At 70.4% G+C, this 19205-nt stretch carries 13 protein-coding genes; 7 read left to right on the forward strand and 6 right to left on the reverse strand.

Features of this window, described 5'->3' with window-relative positions:
- Positions 1 to 67 precede the first annotated feature (67 nt).
- The 3 genes from RT688_RS18415 to cphA (RT688_RS18425) are packed head-to-tail and all read left to right on the forward strand — an operon-like array spanning position 68 to position 4455.
- A complete protein-coding gene (locus tag RT688_RS18415) occupies positions 68 to 982 on the forward strand; it encodes an isoaspartyl peptidase/L-asparaginase (RefSeq protein ID WP_313706299.1) in 915 nt (304 codons plus the stop codon).
- Complete coding sequence (locus tag RT688_RS18420; RefSeq protein ID WP_313706300.1) at positions 983 to 1867, forward strand: cyanophycinase; 885 nt, start codon at positions 983 to 985, stop codon at positions 1865 to 1867. It begins immediately after the preceding gene.
- A complete protein-coding gene (cphA, locus tag RT688_RS18425; protein ID WP_313706301.1) occupies positions 1864 to 4455 on the forward strand; it encodes a cyanophycin synthetase in 2592 nt (863 codons plus the stop codon). The genes RT688_RS18420 and cphA (RT688_RS18425) overlap by 4 nt, the downstream gene beginning before the upstream one ends.
- Before the next feature lie 316 nt (positions 4456 to 4771).
- Here the strand turns inward: cphA (RT688_RS18425) and cphA (RT688_RS18430) are convergent, their stop codons facing one another.
- The 3 genes from cphA (RT688_RS18430) to RT688_RS18440 all read right to left on the reverse strand — a co-directional run bounded on the left by cphA (RT688_RS18430) (position 4772) and on the right by RT688_RS18440 (position 10331).
- Positions 4772 to 7405 carry a cyanophycin synthetase gene (gene cphA / locus RT688_RS18430; RefSeq protein WP_313706302.1) on the reverse strand — a complete coding sequence of 878 codons (2634 nt, stop codon included), beginning with the start codon at positions 7403 to 7405 and terminating at the stop codon, positions 4772 to 4774.
- Between the two features lie 140 nt (positions 7406 to 7545).
- Entirely contained in the window at positions 7546 to 9030 is a 1485-nt protein-coding gene (locus RT688_RS18435) for an iron-containing redox enzyme family protein (protein ID WP_313706303.1), read from the reverse strand.
- 155 nt (positions 9031 to 9185) lie between these two features.
- Positions 9186 to 10331 carry an ATP-dependent 6-phosphofructokinase gene (locus RT688_RS18440; RefSeq protein WP_313706304.1) on the reverse strand — a complete coding sequence of 382 codons (1146 nt, stop codon included), beginning with the start codon at positions 10329 to 10331 and terminating at the stop codon, positions 9186 to 9188.
- A 250-nt stretch (positions 10332 to 10581) separates the two neighbouring features.
- Between RT688_RS18440 and RT688_RS18445 the strand changes: the two genes are divergently transcribed.
- Complete coding sequence (locus RT688_RS18445) at positions 10582 to 12102, forward strand: FAD-dependent monooxygenase (protein WP_313706305.1); 1521 nt, start codon at positions 10582 to 10584, stop codon at positions 12100 to 12102.
- Positions 12103 to 12150: 48 nt separating this feature from the next.
- On the opposite strand, the gene RT688_RS18450 is transcribed toward RT688_RS18445, so the two are convergent.
- Complete coding sequence (locus RT688_RS18450; protein WP_313706306.1) at positions 12151 to 12309, reverse strand: hypothetical protein; 159 nt, start codon at positions 12307 to 12309, stop codon at positions 12151 to 12153.
- A gap of 250 nt (positions 12310 to 12559) precedes the next feature.
- Here RT688_RS18450 and RT688_RS18455 point away from each other — a divergent pair, with 250 nt between their 5' ends.
- Positions 12560 to 12838, forward strand: coding sequence for a hypothetical protein (locus RT688_RS18455; RefSeq protein WP_313706307.1), 279 nt, complete (start codon positions 12560 to 12562; stop codon positions 12836 to 12838).
- A 14-nt stretch (positions 12839 to 12852) separates the two neighbouring features.
- Positions 12853 to 14403 (forward strand): FAD-dependent oxidoreductase, encoded by a 1551-nt coding sequence (locus tag RT688_RS18460; protein ID WP_313706308.1) that lies wholly within the window; start codon positions 12853 to 12855, stop codon positions 14401 to 14403.
- A gap of 85 nt (positions 14404 to 14488) precedes the next feature.
- Here the strand turns inward: RT688_RS18460 and RT688_RS18465 are convergent, their stop codons facing one another.
- Positions 14489 to 16042 carry a TerC family protein gene (locus RT688_RS18465; RefSeq protein WP_313706309.1) on the reverse strand — a complete coding sequence of 518 codons (1554 nt, stop codon included), beginning with the start codon at positions 16040 to 16042 and terminating at the stop codon, positions 14489 to 14491.
- Between the two features lie 163 nt (positions 16043 to 16205).
- Here RT688_RS18465 and RT688_RS18470 point away from each other — a divergent pair, with 163 nt between their 5' ends.
- Positions 16206 to 18635, forward strand: coding sequence for an ATP-binding protein (locus RT688_RS18470; RefSeq protein ID WP_313706310.1), 2430 nt, complete (start codon positions 16206 to 16208; stop codon positions 18633 to 18635).
- On the opposite strand, the gene RT688_RS18475 is transcribed toward RT688_RS18470, so the two are convergent.
- On the reverse strand, positions 18636 to 19205 hold a 570-nt coding region (locus tag RT688_RS18475; RefSeq protein ID WP_313706311.1), incomplete at its 5' end, for a DNA polymerase domain-containing protein.

Here is a 19205-nt window from a genome sequence, read left to right on the forward strand (position 1 = left end):
TTTTGCATAATCCTCAATTAACTATGCCACGCGTCACATGCGCAAAGGCGACAATAAAGAGGGGAAGATGCAGAAGAATCACAAGCCGCAGGGCTTTGCCATCGTGACGCACGGTGGCGTCGGCGAACCGCTGGCGTACACCGACGGCTGCGCACGCGCCGCCCGCGGCGGACACGACAAGTTCCGCGAGACCGGCGACCCGCTCGACGCGGCGGTCGCCGCCGTCACGGTGTTCGAGGAAGACGAACGCTTCAACGCCGGCACCGGCTCGGTGCTCGGCCTGGACGGCGCCACCATCGAAATGGACGCCTCGATCATGGACACGCGCGGACGCCTGGGCGCGGTCGCCACCGTGCGCAACGTGCGCAACCCGGTCGTCCTGGCGCGCGCCGTGGCCGACACCCCGCACGTGCTGCTGGCCGGCGAAGGCGCCGAGCGCTTCGCGCGCGCCATCGGCCTGCCGCCCTCGCGCCCCATCCTCGAACGCCAGCGCGAGAAGCACCGCAAGCTGCTCGAGGAACTGGCCGGCTCGGTGCCGGTCATGCCCGGCATCGACAACCGCCTGTTCGAACGCTTCTGGAACTACAAGACGCCGCTGCAGCTGCCGGCCTCGAAGTCCTGCGACACCGTCGGCGCCGTGGTGCGCGCGCCCGACGGCCACTTCGCCGTGGCCGGCTCGACCGGCGGCTCCTCCCCTTCCCTGCTCGGCCGCGTGGGCGACACCGCCATCGTCGGCGCCGGCTTCTACGCCGGCACGGCCGGTGCGGTCGCCGCCACCGGCATCGGCGAACACATCGTGCGCCACATGCTGGCGCGCGCCGTCTATGGCTGGATCGAGGAAGGCATGCCGCTGCAGCAGGCGCTGCAACGCGGCATCGCCTTGTTCGACAAGGACGTCGACGTCGGCCTGATCGCCGTCAGCCGCCACGAGGCTGGCGCTTGCGCCAACAAGAACATGCCCACCGCAAGGATCGAAGAATAAATGAAAACCGAACCGCATCGCACCGCGTCGCACGGCCACCTCGTCATCATCGGCGGCCACGAGGACCGCAGGCACGACAAGGAAATCCTGACCCGCTTCGTCGAACTGTCCGGCGGAGAAAACGCCCGCATCGTCGTGATCACGGCCGCCAGCAAGGTCGCCGACGAGATGTGGGAAGTCTACGACAAGGCCTTCGGCGACCTCGGGGTCCGGCAGTGCACCCACCTGTCGCTGGAATCGCGCCAGGACGCGAACGACGAAGAGAAAGTGCGCATGGTGGCCGAGGCCGACGGCATCTTCATGACTGGCGGCGACCAGAAGCGCCTGCTCGCCATCATCGGCGGCACCACGCTGGACGCCGAGATGCACACGGCGCTGAAGGTGCGCGGCGCCTGCATCGGCGGCACCAGCGCCGGCGCCTCGGCCATGTCGGGCCACATGCTGGCCCAGGGCAAGACCGACCTGCTGCCGGAAAAAGGCGCGGTCAGCCTCGGCGCAGGCCTGGGCTTCCTGCACAAGGTCGTGATCGACCAGCACTTCTCGGAGCGCCAGCGCCTGGCGCGCCTGCTGTCGGTGGTGGCCCAGAACCCCTACCTGATGGGCATCGGCATCGACGAGGACACGGCCCTGGTGGTCGAGCGCGGCCGCGGCATCGAGGTGCTGGGCGAAGGCTCGGTCACGGTGGTCGACGGCCGCACGATGAACACCAACATGGCCGACATCCGCGAACACGCGACGCCGGAGCTGATCGACGTGCGCCTGCACCTTCTGCCCGCCGGCAGCCGCTACTACCTGCCCGAGGAAGGCGACACGAACGCGAAGCCGCTGCCGCGCTCGCTGCAAGATTTTTTGGAAAATGTGACGAAACGGAACCCGATCTCATGAGAATCATCGAAAAACGCTTCCTGCGCGGCCCCAACCTGTACAGCGCAACCCCGTGCCTGATGGCCGTTGTCGACAGCGCCGGCGCCGAGCCCGCGCCCGGCCTGGCTTCGCGCCTGGTCGCCCTCCTGCCCGGACTGTCGCCCGAGGCCTCGGCGCGCCTCGCCGCACTCGCTTCGCCGGCCGATGCGGTCGAAGCGGTCGTGATGGAACTGCAGCGCCTGGCGGGCGCGCCTGGCGCCTTCAGCCAGACCATGGAAGTTCCGCGTAAGCCCGGCGCGCGCCGCGCCGTCTGCGGCTACCGCACCGAACAGGTCGCGGGCCAGGCCCTGGGCGTGGCGCTGGACCTGGTCGCCGCCCTGCAGCGCGGCGAGGACTTCGACGTCGCCGCCGCCGTCACCGAACTGCACGAGACCGCCGAAGACTATGCGATCGGCACCAGCACCGGCGCCGTGGTGTCGGCCGCCGAGCGCCGCGGCATTCCGTCGCTGCGCATCACCGACGAGGCCAACCTGTTCCAGCTGGGCTGGGGCAGCCGCCAGAAGCGCCTGCAGGCGACCATCACCGGCGCCACCAATTCGATCGCGGTCGGCATCGCCAGCGACAAGCAGCTGACCAAGGCCCTGCTCGAGCAGGCCGGCTGCCCGGTGCCGGACGGCGCCACCGTCACCCGCCTCGACGAAGCCCAGCGCGTCGCGCGCCGCCTGTCCGGCCCGGCCACCATCAAGCCGCTCGACGCCAACCAGGGCAAGGGCGTCACCACCGTCTGCACCACGCCCGAGGAAGTCGAGCGCGCCTTCGAACACGCGCGCAAGTACAGCCGCCACGTGATCGTCGAGGAATACCTGGAAGGCCGCGACTACCGCGTGCTGGTCACCGGCGACCGTGTCGCCGCCGCTTCCTGGCGCCGTCCGCCCGGCGTGACGGGCGACGGCCATTCCACCGTGCGCGAGCTGGTCGAGATCGAGAACCGCAACCCGGCGCGCGGCGAAGGCCACACCAACATCCTCACGAAGATCCCGATGGACGCCCTGGCCGAAGCCATCCTCGCCAGGCAGGGCTACGGCTTCGACTCGGTGCTGCCGAGCGGCGTCGGCGTCGACCTGCGCGGCAACGCCAACCTGTCCACCGGCGGCACCGCCGAGGATGTGACCGATTCTCTTCCGGAGGAAACCCGCGACATCTGCATCCGCGCCGCGCGCACCATCGGCCTGGACGTGGCCGGCATCGACATCATCTGCCGCGACATCGCGCAGCCGCTGCGCGAGCAGAACGGCGGCATCATCGAGGTGAACGCCGCGCCCGGCATCCGCATGCACCAGTACCCGAGCCGCGGCACCCCGCGCGACGCCGGCGCCGCCATCGTCGAGGCCCTGTTCGGCCAGGACGACGGCCGCATCCCGACCGTCGCCGTGACCGGCACCAACGGCAAGACCACGACCTCGCTCCTGATCGCCCATGCGGCCCGCCTGACCGGCCAGCGCACCGGCCTGACCACCACCGAAGGCGTCTACATCGACGGCCGGCGCATCATGGCCGGCGACTGCACGGGCTACCGCTCGGCGCGCGCGGTCCTGACCTCGCCGGAAGTCGACTTCGCGGTGCTGGAAACGGCGCGCGGCGGCATCCTCAAACGCGGCCTGGCCTACGACCGTTGCGACGTCTCGGTGGTGCTGAACGTCTCGAGCGACCACCTGGGCCTGGACGGCGTCGACACCATCGAGGACCTGGCCAGGGTGAAAGCCGTGGTCGCCCAGCGCGCCTCGCGCGCCGTGGTGCTCAACGCCGAGGACGACTATTGCGTGACGATGGCCAAGGACCTGCGGGACAACGTCGAGGTGCTGTACTTCGCGCTGGACGCGGACAATCCGGTCCTGCTGCGCCACCTCGAATCGGGCGGGCGCGGCGTCTACCTGGAAGACACCACCCTGGTGCTGGCCACCGGCGCGCGCCACGAGGCCCTGCTCGACGTGCGCGAGATGCCGGTGTCGCTCGGCGGCTGCGCGCGCTACAACATCGCCAATGCCCTGGCGGCGACGGCGGCGCTGGCCGCCAGCGGCTTCGGCAACCCGGAGATCGCGGCCGGCCTGCGCAGCTTCGTCTCCGACAGCAAGCACAACCCCCTGCGCTCGAACCTGTTCGACGTCGACGGCGTGACCGTGATCGTCGACTACGCCCACAACTGCGCCGCCTACGCCGCGCTGGCCGAGACCGCGCGCGCCATGACGCCGGGCCGGGTTGTCGGCGTGGTCGCCGCGCCGGGCGACCGGCGCGACGCCGACCTGGTCGACATCGGCCGCACCTGCGCCGCCGGCTTCGACGAACTGGTGGTGTACGAGACCGAGAACCGCGGCCGCAAGACCGGCGAGGTCGCCGCCCTGCTGGTCCAGGGCGCGCGCCTGGGCCGCATCGCCGCCGACCGCCTGCAGTGCGAGCTGGACGTGCACCAGGCCATCCGCGCGGGGCTGGCCCTGTGCCAGCAGGGCGACGTGCTGGTATTCGGCTGCGGCTCCTCGATTTCCGAGCTGAGCGAGGCGCTGCGGCCGACCCGGCCGGAGCTTGCGCAGCGGATCGCGGCGGAAGCGGTATAAGTATTGATGTGAGAGTGGAGGCGGCCCTGCGGGGCCGCTTTTTTATTCCGGGCTCGCGGCTGGGCGCCGGGTTTCATGCCGTCAGACCGCGTGGGTACAAGTACCCACCCTACGCAAGCGCAGGCTCGCGGCCGGGGCGCCACGTTGCCGGCCGTGAAACAGCGTGGACACGGGTGTCCACCCTACGGTGCGACGCCTTTGTAGGGTGGGTACTTGTACCCACGCGGTCGTACTTGTCAACACCCTGGCGTTTCCGCCAGTGAAAAAAAATGGCCCCGATCACCGGGGCCATTCCAATCGAACCTTTACCGAACCGTTACGCCGCCTGCGCCTCGATCCGGTCCGCGCTCTCCGGGTCGTCCACCCGCAGCGCATCGATGAACACCTGCAGCGAGGACCCGCAGGCAAACACCAGCACGTCCCCCGGGCTGCACAGCGACAGGCCGAGGCGGATCGCCTTGTCGACCTCGATCTCGCGGTGCAGGGTGTCCGACGGCCCGACCACGTTCTCGGCGCCTTCCAGTATCAGGTCGACCGCGCCGCCCACCGGCCGGCCGCGGCTCTGCGATTCGTAGACCACCAGTTCGTCGAAGCGCTCGCCGCAGATCTCGCCGATCTGGACCAGGTCGCTGTCGCGGCGGTCGCCCGGGGCGGTGACGATGCCCACCAGTTGCCCCGGCAGCAGGGCGCGCGCCATCTCGGCCAGGGCGGCGTAGGCGGCCGCGTTGTGGGCGTAGTCGACGATCACCGTGACCCCGCGCACGTCGAACACGTTGGTGCGCAGCGGGTTGGTCTTGCCGTCCGAGACGAAGGTCGACAGGCCGGCGGCGATCTGCATGTGCGAGAAGCCGGAGGCCATCAGCGCGGCAGCCGCCGCGAGGGCGTTGGCGATGTTGTAGCGCGCCCGGCCGCCATAGGTGGAGGGCATGCTCTCGACGCGCATCAGTTCCTGCTGGCGCATGCCGTCGGCCAGGACGATGGCGTTGTCCTGGAAATAGGCGCCCCGTCCGCCGTCCTCCAGGTGCTTGAGCAGCACCGGGTTCTCGGCCTCCATCGAGAAGAACAGCACTTCCGCGCCCGGCCTGGCGCGCCGCACCATGGACACGCAGAGCGCATCCTCGGCGTTGAGCACGACCGCGCGCGAGCTCGATGCCGCCACCACCGCCTTGACCTGGGCCAGGTCCTCGATGGTGTCGACGCCGTCCAGGCCCAGGTGGTCCGGCGAGACGTTCAGGACCACGCCGACGTCGCACTGGTCGAAGGCCAGGCCGCGCTTGAGGATGCCGCCGCGCGCGGTTTCGAGCACCGCGAAATCGACGTCCGGCGCCGACAGCACGGTGCGCGCCGACCAGTAGCCGGTGCAGTCGCCCTTCACCAGGCGCTTGCCGTTGACGAACACGCCCTCGGTGGTGGTCACCCCGGTGCCCAGGCCGGCCACGCGCGCGGCATGGGCGATCATCAGGGTGGTGGTGGTCTTGCCGTTGGTGCCGGTGACCGCCACCAACGGGATGCGGCCGTTCGAGTCGCCCATCAGGCCGTCGATGATGGCCTCGCCGGCGTCGCGCGGTTCGCCCTTGCTCGGGTGCTGGTGCATGCGGATGCCGGGCGCGGCGTTGACCTCGATGACGGCGCCGCCCTGCTCGTCCAGCGGCAACGCGATGTCGCGGCAGACGATGTCGATGCCGGCCACGTCCAGGCCGATCTTGCTTGCCGCGCGCACGCACAGCTGGCGGGTCGATTCGGGCAGCAGGTCGGTCACGTCCTCGGCGGTGCCGCCGGTGGACAGGTTGGCGTTGCTGCGCAGTTCGACGCAGGCGCCCGGCGGCGGCACCGCGTCCGGCGTGTAACCCTGGCGGCGCAGCATGTCCTCGGCGTGGGCGTCGAGCGCGATGCGGGTCAGGACGTTGCTGTGGCCATTGCCGCGCGCGGGATTGCGGTTCTCGATCTCGACCAGCTCGACGATGGTGCTGACGCCGTCGCCGAGCACGTGGGCCGGACGGCGGAACGAGGCCGCCGCGATGCGCCCGCCGGCCACCAGCACGCGGTAGTCGCGCCCTTCGACGAAGCGCTCGACGATGATGCGGCGGCCGTAGTTGCGCGCGAACTCGTAGGCGCGCGCCACCTCTTCCGGCGTGGCGCAGTTGGTGGTCACGCCCTTGCCCTGGTTGCCGTCCAGCGGCTTGACCGTGACCGGGACGCGCAGGCGGCGCGCCACGCGCTGGGCTTCCTCGACCGAAGTCACGGTCGCGCCTTCCGGCACCGGCACGCCCGCTTCCTGCAGCAGGGCCTTGGTCAGCTGCTTGTCGCTGGCGATCTTCACCGCCACGTAGCTGGTGTCGCCGGTGGTGGTCGCCTGCAGGCGCTTCTGGCGCGCGCCCCAGCCGAGCTGGAACAGGTTGGCGTCCTCGGTGATGCGCTGGGTCGGGATGCCGCGCTCGTGGGCGGCGGCGAGCACGGCGGCGGTGCTGGTGCCGATCGCATAGCGCGCGCCGAGCCCGCGCAGCTCCTGCAGCCGGGGCGCGACGTCGAACTCCTCGCCGTGGGCCAGCGCCGTGACCAGGTCGACCGCGAGCTGGAAGGCCGGCTCGGCCAGCTTTTCGATCTGGTACTGGACCACGATGCGGAACTGGCCCGGGCGTCCGCTGGCCGGACGGGTGCGGCCGTAGCCGACCGTCGGGCCGGCCATCGACTGCAGGGTCAGCGTCACGTGCTCGACCACGCGCGCCAGGTAGGTGCCGGCGCGCAGGCGCTGGGCGAAGCCGCCGGGCTGGCCGGTGGGCAGCAGTTGGCCGTGCAGCGAGGGCAGCAGGTTCAACAGCGCATCGTTGAAGCCGGGGATGTCCTTCGAGGAGACGCCGTACAGGTCCTCCAGGTCGATGACGGAAAGCAGGCAGGGGGTGTCGGCGTGGAGGTTGGGTCCACGCAGGAAGCGTTGTTCGAGGATGTGCACGAGAATTTCCCTATCGTTCTTTGGTTCTTTGTATCGTTGTTTTATGTGGCGGTCATGCGTGGACAGCCGCTGCGCTGGCCAGGGCGCACCGGCTGTCCGGAACTGCTTGCGAGGCGGGATGCGAAGCGCAAATGCGCGTCTCAGATCTCGAGCAGCTTGGTGTACATGCGGGTCGCCATCAGGCCCGCCGCACCGTGGTGGTGGGCCGGCGACATCAGTTCGCCCAGCAGCTGCATCGCTTCCTGCTTGCCGGCGGCGCTCGCCACGCGCTGCTCGAGCAGGCCGAGCTCGTTGTCGCTTTCGGTGTCGTTCTCGGTCGCGCGGGCCGCGCGGCGGCGGATCAGGCCGCGCTCGGGATAGCTGCTGCTGCGGTCGAGGTGCTGGCCGAGGTTGTCCAACGTGCGCTGGCGCGCGCGGTGGGTCAGCATGCGGCCCTCCTTCGCCGTGCCGTTGCCGCTCGGGCCGGTCGCGATCCAGTCGCGCAGCACCTGCTGCTCGTAGGCGCTGAAGACGCCGAACATCTCGGCGCGCTCGCCGTGGATCAGGCGCCAGAAGCGGCTGTTCTCGACGTCCTCGCCGCGCTTGATCCAGCCGGCGCTCTCCAGTGCCGACAGGAAGCCCGGGATCTGTTCGGGCTGGGCCAGCCAGTCGTTCACCGAGCGGCCGGCGACGCGGCAGTAATCCGAGTGCATGTTCTTGCCGACCACGCTCTTCTGGGCCAGGATGTCGACCAGCTCGTCCTGCAGGTCGAACTCGGCGATCACCGCGGTGGTGCCGGCGCCCAGCTCGTTCAGGCGATAACCGTCGATCACGCGGCGGTAGAAGGCGGCGCGGTCGCCCACGCGCGGCATCAGGTCGTTCAGCGCCTGGACCGCCTTCTGGGCGTGGCCGCTGGCGGCGTTGTCGACCGTGACGTGCAGCGTGAAGTAATACGGGTCGATGCCGAACTCGTTCAGCTCGTACGAGGTGATCAGGAGGTGCAGCGGCAGCTGCTCGTAGCCCAGGTTGTAGCCGATGACCTCGGGCAGGAAGCGATCGGCGTTGTGGCCGAGCGCGAGCTGGATCGCCCCTTGCAGGAAATGGCGCTCGCCCAGGTGTTCCCAGCCCTCGCAGCCGTGGGTGGCGAGCAGCTTGCGGTAGATGGTGACGTGGTTCTTGCTTGGCGCACCCTCGCCGAGCTCCTCGAGATAGGTCTTGATCAGGGGGTGGTAGTCCGGGTTGTCCCAGTGGCGCAGCAGGCCGTAGAGCCAGGCGCCGTCGACCAGCTTGGTCGGCGCGACCGTTTTCAGGAAGTTCAGCGCATGCGAGCGGTTGCCGAAATATCGGCGCGGCGCGCCTGCCTTGCGCGCGTCGAGGTAGTCGCGGTATTCGGCGCCGACCGCGTCGGTGCGGGCCTGGACCCAGCCGGGCAGCTGGGCCAGGGTCGGCGGCAGGTCGGCCGGAATCGCCTGTACGCTGGCGATCTGGGCGCGCAGGAAGTCCTCGGCGGCGCGGCTGTTGCCGAGCGGGTCGGCCAGCAGCGCGAAATACAGGTCCTTGGCAGGCGTGGCCGCCGGGGTCGGAACGGCCGCGGCGTGGGCGAATTCAGGAACATCGGTAACGATCGAGCTCGTCATGGAATGCATGTCCAATCTTGTTGAATAATTACCATAATTATCCAGACTGAACTTGGTGCGGAGAATCGGCACGCGTGCTCCAAGGGTGTAAGACAGGGATTACAAAAGTATCGAAATGTTAATGAATTGCACGAAATTCGTGCACCCGCGCCGTCCGCTCGCGGTCAGTCGCCCAGGCAGATGCCCAGTTCGCGTGCGGTGGCGACCGTATCGCCGTCGACCGGCACCCCTTTGGTGCGCCCGGCAACCTCGTCCAGCGGCACGAGTTCGATCGTTTGCCAGCCCAGCGCGACCATGACGCCGGCATGCCCGCCGGCCAGCGCCCGCACCGCCGCCGCCCCGAAGCGCGAGGCGCAGACGCGGTCGAAGGCCGAGGGACTGCCGCCGCGCAGCAGGTGGCCGAGCACGACGGTGCGGCATTCCTTGCCGGTCGCCCCTGCCAGCGCGGCCTCGACCTCGGCGCCGATCCCGCCCAGGCGCTCGGCGCGGCCCGGTTCCGCCGCCGCCCTGACCCGGCGCGCGCCGGCCGCGGGCGCCGCGCCTTCCGCCACCACCACCACCGAGTGATGGTGGCCGGCGGCGTCGCGCCGGCGCACGGCCTCGGCCAGCGCCTCGATCCGATACGGGATTTCCGGCACCAGGATCGCATGGGCGCCGCCGGCGATGCCCGCGTGGAGCGCGATCCAGCCGGCATAGCGGCCCATGACCTCGACCACCATCACCCGGTGCTGGCTGTGGGCGGTGGTGTGCAGGCGGTCGATGCATTCGGTGGCGAACCCGACGGCGCTGTCGAAGCCGAAGGTGGAGAAGGTGTGGGCCAGGTCGTTGTCGATGGTCTTCGGCACCCCGACCACGGGCAGGCCCTGCCGGTGCAGCGCCTCGGCGATGCCCATCGAGCCGTCGCCGCCAACCACGACCAGGGCGTCCAGCCCGCGCTCGCGGCAGCGCTGCACGACCTCGCGCGTGCGGTCGGTCTCGCGCAGGCTGCCGTCGGGCTGGAGCGTCGGATAGCGCAGGGGACTGCCGCGGTTGGTGCTGCCGAGAATCGTGCCGCCGAGGTGGCCGATCGCATGCACGTCTTCCTCGCCGAGTCGCCGCACCGGTTCGCCGGCGCAGGTTTCCGGCGCCAGCAGGCCGTTGAAGCCGTCGCGGATGCCGTGGCATTCCCAGCCCAGCCGGCCGGCGGCCAGGACGGTCGAACGGATGACGGCGTTCAGGCCGGGCGCGTCGCCGCCGCCGGTCAGGATGCCGATGCGGGCGATGCCAGGCCCGGCCTGCGTGCCAGGTGTTGTCGTTGGATCTGCGCTCACCTGTTTCTCCTTTCCTTTTCCGGTTGCGCCGGCCTGGCGCCACGATAGCACGGCGCCGCCACACGCCCCGCCCCGCTCGTTCGGCATGCCCATTGCGGCGCGCCAGTCATGCTGCGGGAACCGACCGGCGGGCGTAACATGTCTAACCTCGTCATCATGGCGCCCGTTGCGCCGGCGGCCGGTCTCTGCCGGCAATCGCGCCGCGTACCCGGCGCTGCTCCTGTCCTGCTTGCCCCGATGGAGGCGTGCGATGTCGCAAACCCAGGTCCTGATCGTCGGCGCCGGCCCCAGCGGCCTGGTGCTCGCGCTGTGGCTGAACCGCATGGGCGTCGGCGTGCGCATCGTCGACACCACGCCAGGTCCCGGCACCACCTCGCGCGCCCTGGTGGTCCAGGCGCGCACGCTGGAACTCTACCGCGGGCTCGACCTGGCCACGCCCGTGATCGAACAGGGCTACCCGATCGAGGCCTTCAACATCTGGACCGAGGGCGAGCACCGCGCGCGCATCGAGCTCGGCGCGATCGGCGCCGGACTCACGCCCTACCCCTTCCTCCAGATCTATCCGCAGGACAGGCACGAGCGCCTGCTGGTCGAGCGCCTGGAAGCGGCCGGCGTGCGGGTCGAGCGCGAATGCACGCTCGAGGCTTTCGAGGAAGACGGCGACGGCATCGTGGCCCAGCTGCGCGGCGTCCACGGCGGGCGCGAACGGGTCGAGGCCCGCTACATCGCCGGCTGCGACGGCGCGCACTCGACGGTGCGCAAGCTGATCGACGTCGATTTCCCGGGCGGCAGCTACCGCCAGGTGTTCTACGTCGCCGACATCGAGGGCGAGAGCCCGGCCCTGAACGGCGAACTCAACCTCGACCTGGACGAAGCCGACCTGCTGGCGGTGTTCGCCATGGGGCCGGGCGGACACGGGCGGCTGGTCGGCACGGTGCGCGACGAGCGCGCGCAGCGCGCGGACACCCTGCAGTTTTCCGACGTCAGCCAGCGCGCCATCGACAACCTCCTGATCAGCGTGCACAAGCTCAACTGGTTCTCGACCTACCACGTGCACCACCGGGTCGCCGGGCATTTCCGTCGCGGGCGCGCCTTCCTCGTCGGCGACGCCGGCCACATCCACAGCCCGGCCGGCGGCCAGGGCATGAACACCGGCATCGGCGACGCCATCAACCTGGCCTGGAAGCTGGCCGCGGTGCTGCAGGGCCGCGCGCCCGACCTGCTGCTCGACAGCTACGAGGCCGAGCGCCTGCCCTTCGCGCGGCGCCTGGTGGACACCACCGACCGCGTGTTCGGTTTCCTCAGCGCGAACGGTCCGGTCGCCGAGGTCGTGCGCACCGGCCTGGCGCCGCGCATCATGCCGCTGATCGCAAAGCTGCCGGTGACGCGCGAATACCTGTTCCGCACGATCTCGCAGACCCTGCTGCACTACCGCCATGCGCCGCTGAACAGCGGCGCGGCGGGCAGGATCCGCGGCGGCGACCGCCTGCCCTGGGTCGCGTTCGAGGGCGGGGACAATTTCGCCGCGCTGCCCCTGCCCGCCTGGCAAATGCACGTGTACGGCCACGCCAGGCCCGAGATCCAGGCCTGGTGCGACGCCCACCGCGTGCTGCTGCGCAGCTATCCGTGGAGCGAGCGCTGCGCGCACGCGGGCCTGGCCCACAACGCCGTCTACCTGCTGCGTCCCGACACCTACGTCGGGCTGGCGGCCGGATCGCCCTCGGTGCACGTGCTCGACGAGTACCTGCGCGACAACGCCCTGAGCCTGTAATGGCTGCACCCGCTCGGCGCGGCGAACGGAATTACGTTGCCGCGCCCCTCAGTGCTTCTTGCCGCCGCCGGACATCTTGTTTTCCGTGGCCCAGGCGCGGCGCTTGGCCTCGGCCGGCGGCGTGCCGCGCTTCTCGTAGCTTTCCTCGATGTGCTTGGCCTGGCGCTTCTGCTTGTCGGTGTAGGACGACTTGTCTCCCTGTGGCATGGCGAGCTCCTGTCAAGTGAAATGGTGGCGGACCGCCCGGCCCCGGGCGAACAACGCGCCGACGAACTTAGCACTTCGACAGCAGGGGGCGCGCACGTTAGCCGCTGCGCCTGGACGCTGCCGCGGCGGCCCGCAGGGATTTGTCGACCGGCAAAGCTGCGCCACCGAACCCGGATTGGAGCGAAGATCGAGACGGACCGGCCCGCCGCGGCAGGCGGGCGTTTTTCATCTCATTTACCATTGGAGCGTCATGGATCTCACCGTCAACAACAGCACCAACCCCGACGTTCGCGTCACCCTGTTCGCCGAACTGCAGGACGGCAGCTTCAAGGCCAAGGTCATGACCGAGACCGACGTGCCCTACGCCCCCTACTGGGAGGACGAGGTCGAGCAGCTGGTCGTCTACATCGCGCCGAACGAGGAGCAGCTGGGCGCGATCCTGGCCGCCCTTAACGAGCGCCGCCTGCCCTTCAAGCGCCTGCAGGACTACGGCTCGGCGGCCGGCGGCACCTCGACCATCCCGGTCTAGGCGCGGGGACCGCAATGGATACCTCGTCCCTCTGGCAGGGCACGGCCGCCAAGAGCGCCTGCCTGCCGACCCTGCAGACCGACCTCCAGGTCGACGTCGCCATCGTCGGCGGCGGCATCGCCGGCCTGACGGCCGCCATGCTGCTGGTCGAGGCCGGCAAGCGGGTCGCCGTGTTCGAGGCGCGCAAGCTCGGCGCCTGCTCCACCGGCAACTCGACGGGCAACCTGTATCCGACGGTGGACGTCAACCTGCAGGCGATCGCCGCCGAACACGGGCCGGGGGCTACCGCCGCAGTGGCGGCCTCGCGCGGCGCCGCGATCGACCTGGTCGCGCGCACCGTCGAGCGCCTTGGCCTCGACTGCGCGTTCGAGCGCGTCGGCTGGCACCTGATCGCCGCCGACGCCGCCCACGAGCAGCTGGTGCGCGACGAGCATGCCGCCGCCACGGCGGCCGGCCTGGAGGCATCCCTGCTCGACGGCGCGCCGCTGCCCGTGCCCGGCGTGCGCACCCTGCGCGTGGAGGGCGCGGCCCAGTTCCAGCCGCTGGCCTACGTGCGCCAGCTGGCGCAGGCCATCGGCAGCGAGGATTGCCTGATCTTCGAGAACACCGAGGTGCTGGCGGTGGACGACGAGCCGCCGCTGGTGCACACCGCCCACGCCAGGGTCCATTGCAAGCAGGTGATCCTGGCGACCCACACCCCGGCCGGCATCCACCTGGTGCAGTCCTCGATGGACGTGGTGCGCGAATACGGCGTGGCCGCGCCGCTGCACGGGGAGCCGCCGGCGCCCGGCGTGTACTGGCGCATCGGCGCCGAGCGCCATTCGATCCGCACGTTCACGGCCCACGGGCGCGACTACCTGGTCGTGGTCGGCGCCGCCCATCGGCTCGGCAAGACAGTCGTCGGCGGCGAGCGCTTCGACCTGCTGGAGCGCTTCGCGCGCGCGCACTTCACGCTCGGCCCGGTCGAGTACCGCTGGTCGGCCCAGCGCTACCGCATGCCGGACAAGCTGCCATGCATCGGCCGGAACATCGATGCGAAGAATACGTACATCGCCACCGGTTTCTCGGGCGACGGCCTGACCTACGGCACCCTGGCGGCCATGCTGCTGGCCGACGACATCCTCGGGCGCGAGAATCCCTGGCGCGACCTGTACCGGGTCGGCCGCATCGACCGGGGCCAACGCCCGGAAGGCTTCGAGCAGGCATCGACGCGGGCGCCGAGCCCGGCACCGCTGCGCCTGGACGGCGCCGCCGCCCGCGCCCAGCTGGACGGTGTGAAGCCCGGCGAGAGCCGCCAGCTCGAACTGCAGGGCCAGCCGGTGGCGGTGTACCGCTCGCCCGAGGGCGCGCTGCACGTCGTCTCGGGCAAGTGCACCCACATGGGCTGCGCGCTGAAGTGGAACGGCGCCGAGACCAGCTGGGACTGCGAATGCCACGGCAGCCGCTTCGATTGCGCGGGCAAGGTGCTGGAAGGCCCGGCGCTGGCGCCGCTGCCGCGCCTGGATACGGGCGCGCCCGCCGGCGGCAGCGAAGAGCCGGACCCGAACGCGGGCGACGAGGAGTAAGGAAACAAGTGGCCGGGGCAGCCGTAGGGTGGGCACTGCGTGCCTACCCTACGGCTGAACGGCATCAGGAGTAGCCGGACGCCGCTCAGGACGCCCGCGCCGGCCGCTCGGCCGGCGCAATCCGGGTCACCAGCACGGTCGCGATGCGCCGGTCCAGCACTTCGGCCACCTCGTAGCGCAGCCTGTCCAGTTCCACCGCCTGCCCCACCTCGGGCAAGGTGCCGAACTGTTCGAGCATGAAGCCGGCCAGCGAGGTGTACTCGTCGTTCTCGCTGACCAGCGCATCGGTGCCCAGCACCTGCTGCAGGTAGTGCAGGTCGGCGCTGCCGTCCACCCGCCAGCGGCCCGGTCCTTCCTCGCGTACCACGGGCAGCTCGTCCTCGTCGGGGAATTCGCCGGCGATCGCTTCCAGGATGTCGATCGGCGTGACCAGGCCCTGGATGGTGCCGTACTCGTCCGCGATCAGCACCACCTGGCCGTGCGAGCGCTTCAGGGTTTCCATCACCTTCAGCACGCCGCTCGCATCCGGCACGATGATGGGCGGGCGCACGTGGGCCGGGTCGATGCGGCCGGCATGGGTCAGGTCGGCCATCAGGTCCTTGGCGCGCGCCACGCCGACGATTTCGTCGAGTTCTCCCCGGCAGACCGGGAAGAAGCCGTGCGGGGTGTCGAGCAGCTGGGTGCGGATGGTGGCGGCGTCGGCCTCCATGTCGATCCAGGAGATGTCGGCGCGGTTGGTCATGATCGAGCGGATCGAGCGTTGCGACAGGCTCAGCACGCCGCTGACCATGTTGCGCTCCTCCGGCACGAAGGCGGTGTCCGGTGCGGAAGCCGCCCCCGCGGCCGCGGCGGCCTCGCCGCCCTTGGCGCCGAGCAGGCGCAGCACGGCGTCGGCGGTGCGTTCGCGCAGCGGGATGTGGGACTCCTGTTTCGCGAAATTACGCCGCGCCAGCTGGTTCAGGGCCTCGATCATCACCGAGAAACCGATCGCCGCGTACAGGTAGCTCTTCGGAATGTGGAAGCCGAAGCCCTCGGCGATCAGCGACAGGCCGATCATCAGGAGGAAGCTCAGGCACAGCACGACGACGGTCGGGTGGGCGTTCACGAAGCGGGTCAGCGGCTTGGAGGCAAACAGCATCACGCCCATCGACACCACCACGGCCGCCATCATGACGCCCAGCGAATCGACCATGCCGACCGCGGTGATCACCGAATCGAGCGAGAACACGGCGTCGAGCGCGATGATCTGCGCCACGACGACGCCGAAGGACGCGTACTCGACCGGACCGGCATGGGCGTGCGTCTTGCCTTCGACGCGCTCGTGCAGCTCCATCGTCGCCTTGCCCAATAGAAACAGGCCGCCGAGCAGCAGGATCAGGTCGCGTCCCGAGAAATCCAGGCTGCCGACCGAGAACAGCGGCGCGGTCAGCGACACGATCCAGGAAATCATGGTGAGCAGGCCCAGGCGCATCAGCATGGCCAGCGTCAGGCCCAGCAGGCGGGCCTTGTCGCGCTGGTGCGGCGGCAGCTTTTCGGCCAGGATGGCAATGAAGATCAGGTTGTCGATGCCGAGGACGATCTCGAGCACGACCAGGGTCAGGAAGCCCACCCAGATATTCGGATCGGAAAGCCATTCCATGGTTGCCCACTCCGCTTGTGGTTGAATGCTCCATTGTAATGGCCCGCCGCCCTCGAAGTCGCACGCGACCGGCGCCGACGCGGTATGATGCACGGCTTCCCGGGCCTGGCCATGGGGAAGCAGCCCGACCACCCCACGATATCGCAACGACCATCCGACCACCATGGCCGACACCGACGACCAGGATTACCAGAGCAGGCGCCAGTTCGCGGAGCTGTTCCAGGAAGCCCCGATGTTCATGGCGCTCCTGCGCGGCCCCGAGCACCGCTTCGAGTTCGTCAACCCGGGCTACCTGCGCCTGATCGGCCATCGCGCCGTGCTCGGCCATCCAATGGCCGAGGTGCTCGGCGACGTGGCCGCCCAGGGCTACGTCGACATGCTCGACCAGGTCTACCGCACCGGCGCGCCGATTACCGCCACCGGCGCGAGATATGCGATGCAGGCGGGGCCGGATGCGCCGGTCCTCGACCGCTACATCGACTACGTGTTCCAGCCGGTGCGCGCCAGGGACGGCCAGGTCGGCGGCGTGCTGGTGCTCGGCTCGGACGTCACCGACCGCGTGCAGAGCGAGATCCGGCGCGACGCGCTGGCGCGCCTGACCGACGCCCTGCGCGACCTGCGCTCGCCCGAGGAGATCGGCCTGTGCGCCGGGCGCATCCTCGGCGAGACCCTGGGCGCGAGCCGGGCCGGCTTCGGCGTGGTCGGCGCCGCCGGCGACACCCTGCACATCGAGCGCGACTGGTGCGCCGAGGGTGTCGAGAGCATGGCCGGCGCCCTCGACCTGCGCCAGTTCGGCGGCTTCATCGACGAGCTGCGGCGCGGCATGCCGGTGCTGGTGCGCGACGTCCACCTCGATGCCCGCACCGCCGCCTCCGCCGATGCCCTGGCCGCGCTGGGCGCGGCCGCCTTTGTCAACGTGCCGGTGCTGGAAGACGAGCAGCTGGTCGCCATGGTGTTCCTGAATGCCGCCGCGCCGCGCGACTGGTCGCCCCAGGACCTGGCCCTGATGCGCGAAGTGGCCGAACGCGCCCACACCGCCAGCTCGCGCCTGCGCAGCGACGTCGCGCTCGCCGCCAGCGAAGCGATGTTCCGCACCATCGCCAACGCGATGCCGCAGATGGTGTGGTCGACCCTGCCCGACGGCTACCACGACTACTACAACGAGCGCTGGTACGAGTTCACCGGCATGGTTCCCGGCAGCACCGACGGCGTCCACTGGGCCGGCATGTTCCATCCCGAGGACCGCGAGCCGGCCTGGGCCGCCTGGCGCCACAGCCTGGCCACCGGCGAGGCGTACGAGATCCAGTACCGCCTGCGCGAGCGCTGCGGCGACTACCGCTGGGTGCTGGGACGCGCCATGCCGGTGCGCGACGAGGACGGCGTCATCGTGCGCTGGATGGGCACCTGCACCGACATCCACGACCAGAAGCTGGCGGAAAACGCGCTGCGCATGGCGAACCAGCGCAAGGACGACTTCCTGGCCATGCTGGCCCACGAGCTGCGCAACCCGCTGGCGCCGATCAGCACCGCGGCCCAGGTGCTGCGCCTGCGCCAGGGCGACCCGGCCTATGCCCAGCGCGCGGGCGAGATCATCGAGCGCCAGGTGCGCCACATGACCGAGCTGGTCGACGACCTGCTCGACGTCTCGCGCGTGACCCGCGGGCTGGTGCAGATGGAACGCGCGCCGCTCGAACTGCGCGCGGTGCTCGATGCCGCCGTCGAGCAGGTGCGGCCCCTGGTCGAGGCGCGCCACCACGACCTGGACGTGGTCCTGCCCGCCGGCCCGGTCCACGTCGACGGCGACCGCACGCGCCTGGTGCAGGCGGTGTCGAACCTGCTGAACAACGCCGCCAAGTACACCCAGCAGCACGGCAGCGTGCGCCTGGGCCTGGCCGTGCACGGCGGCCAGGCCGTCATTTCGGTACAGGACAACGGCAGCGGCATCGCGCCGGCCCTGCTGCCCCAGGTGTTCGACCTGTTCACCCAGGGCGAGCGCACGCCGGACCGCGCCCAGGGCGGACTCGGCGTCGGCCTGACCCTGGTCAAGAGCATTGCCCAGCTGCACGGCGGCGCGGTGAGCGCCGACAGCCGCGGCCAGGGCCAGGGCAGCACCTTCACGATGTCGCTGCCGACCATCGCCATGCCGGCCGATGCCGCCGCTGGCGCCTGTTCCGGGCAAGCGGCCCCGGCGGCCGCCGCGCGCCCGCTGCGCATCGCCGTGGTCGACGACAACCGCGACGCCGGCGCCTCGCTGGCCGCCGCGCTCGAGGCGCAGGGCCACGCGGTGGCCCTGTTCGACGACGCCGAGGCCTTGCTGGCGGCGCACGCGGCGCCGGCTCCGCAGCCCTGCGAAGTGTATATCCTCGATATCGGCCTGCCGCGCATCGACGGCTACGAGCTGGCGCGGCGCCTGCGCCAATCTCCGGCAAGCCGCGGCGCGCTGCTGGTCGCCCTCACCGGCTATGGCCAGGCGCACGACTTCACGCTGTCGAAGGGCGCCGGCTTCGACCACCACCTGGTGAAGCCCGCCAACCTCGATCAGCTCGGACGCATCCTGGGCGAGCATGGCGCCGGCACGGCGCACGCCGCCTGATCAGAAGAGCGCCCCCTGGCGGCTGGTGAGCCGCCCGAAACTGTCGCCCAGGAAGGGCAGGATGGCGTCGGCGATCGGCTCGAGCTGGCGCGTGAGGTAGTGCTCGTAGTCGATGCCCGACCTGCGCGCCTCCAGCGGTTCCGGGCCGGCCAGGGTCATCACGTAGCGGATCCAGCCGCCGTTGCGGTAGATCGCCGGCCGTCCCTGGCGCAGGTGGAATTCGTCCGCCATGCGCGCGGCGCGCACGTGCGGCGGCACGTTGCGCTCGTACTCCTCGAGCGCGCGGCGCAGGCGCTTGCGGTAGACCAGCAGGTGGTCATGCTCGCCGCGCAGGGTGCGCGCCACGTAGTCGCGCACGTAGTCCTCGTACGGCTCGCCCTTGAACACGCGCAGGTAGAGCGCCTGCTGGAACTGCTGGGCCAGCGGCGTCCAGTCGGTGCGCACCGTTTCCAGGCCCTTGTAGACCATCTCCTCGCCGCCGCCGGGCGTCGACACCAGGCCGGCGTAGCGCTTCTTGCTGCCCTCGTCCGAGCCGCGCACGGTCGGCATCAGGAAGCGCCGGTAATGGGT

Source organism: Massilia sp. (assembly GCF_032106685.1).
GTDB lineage: Bacteria > Pseudomonadota > Gammaproteobacteria > Burkholderiales > Burkholderiaceae_D > Telluria.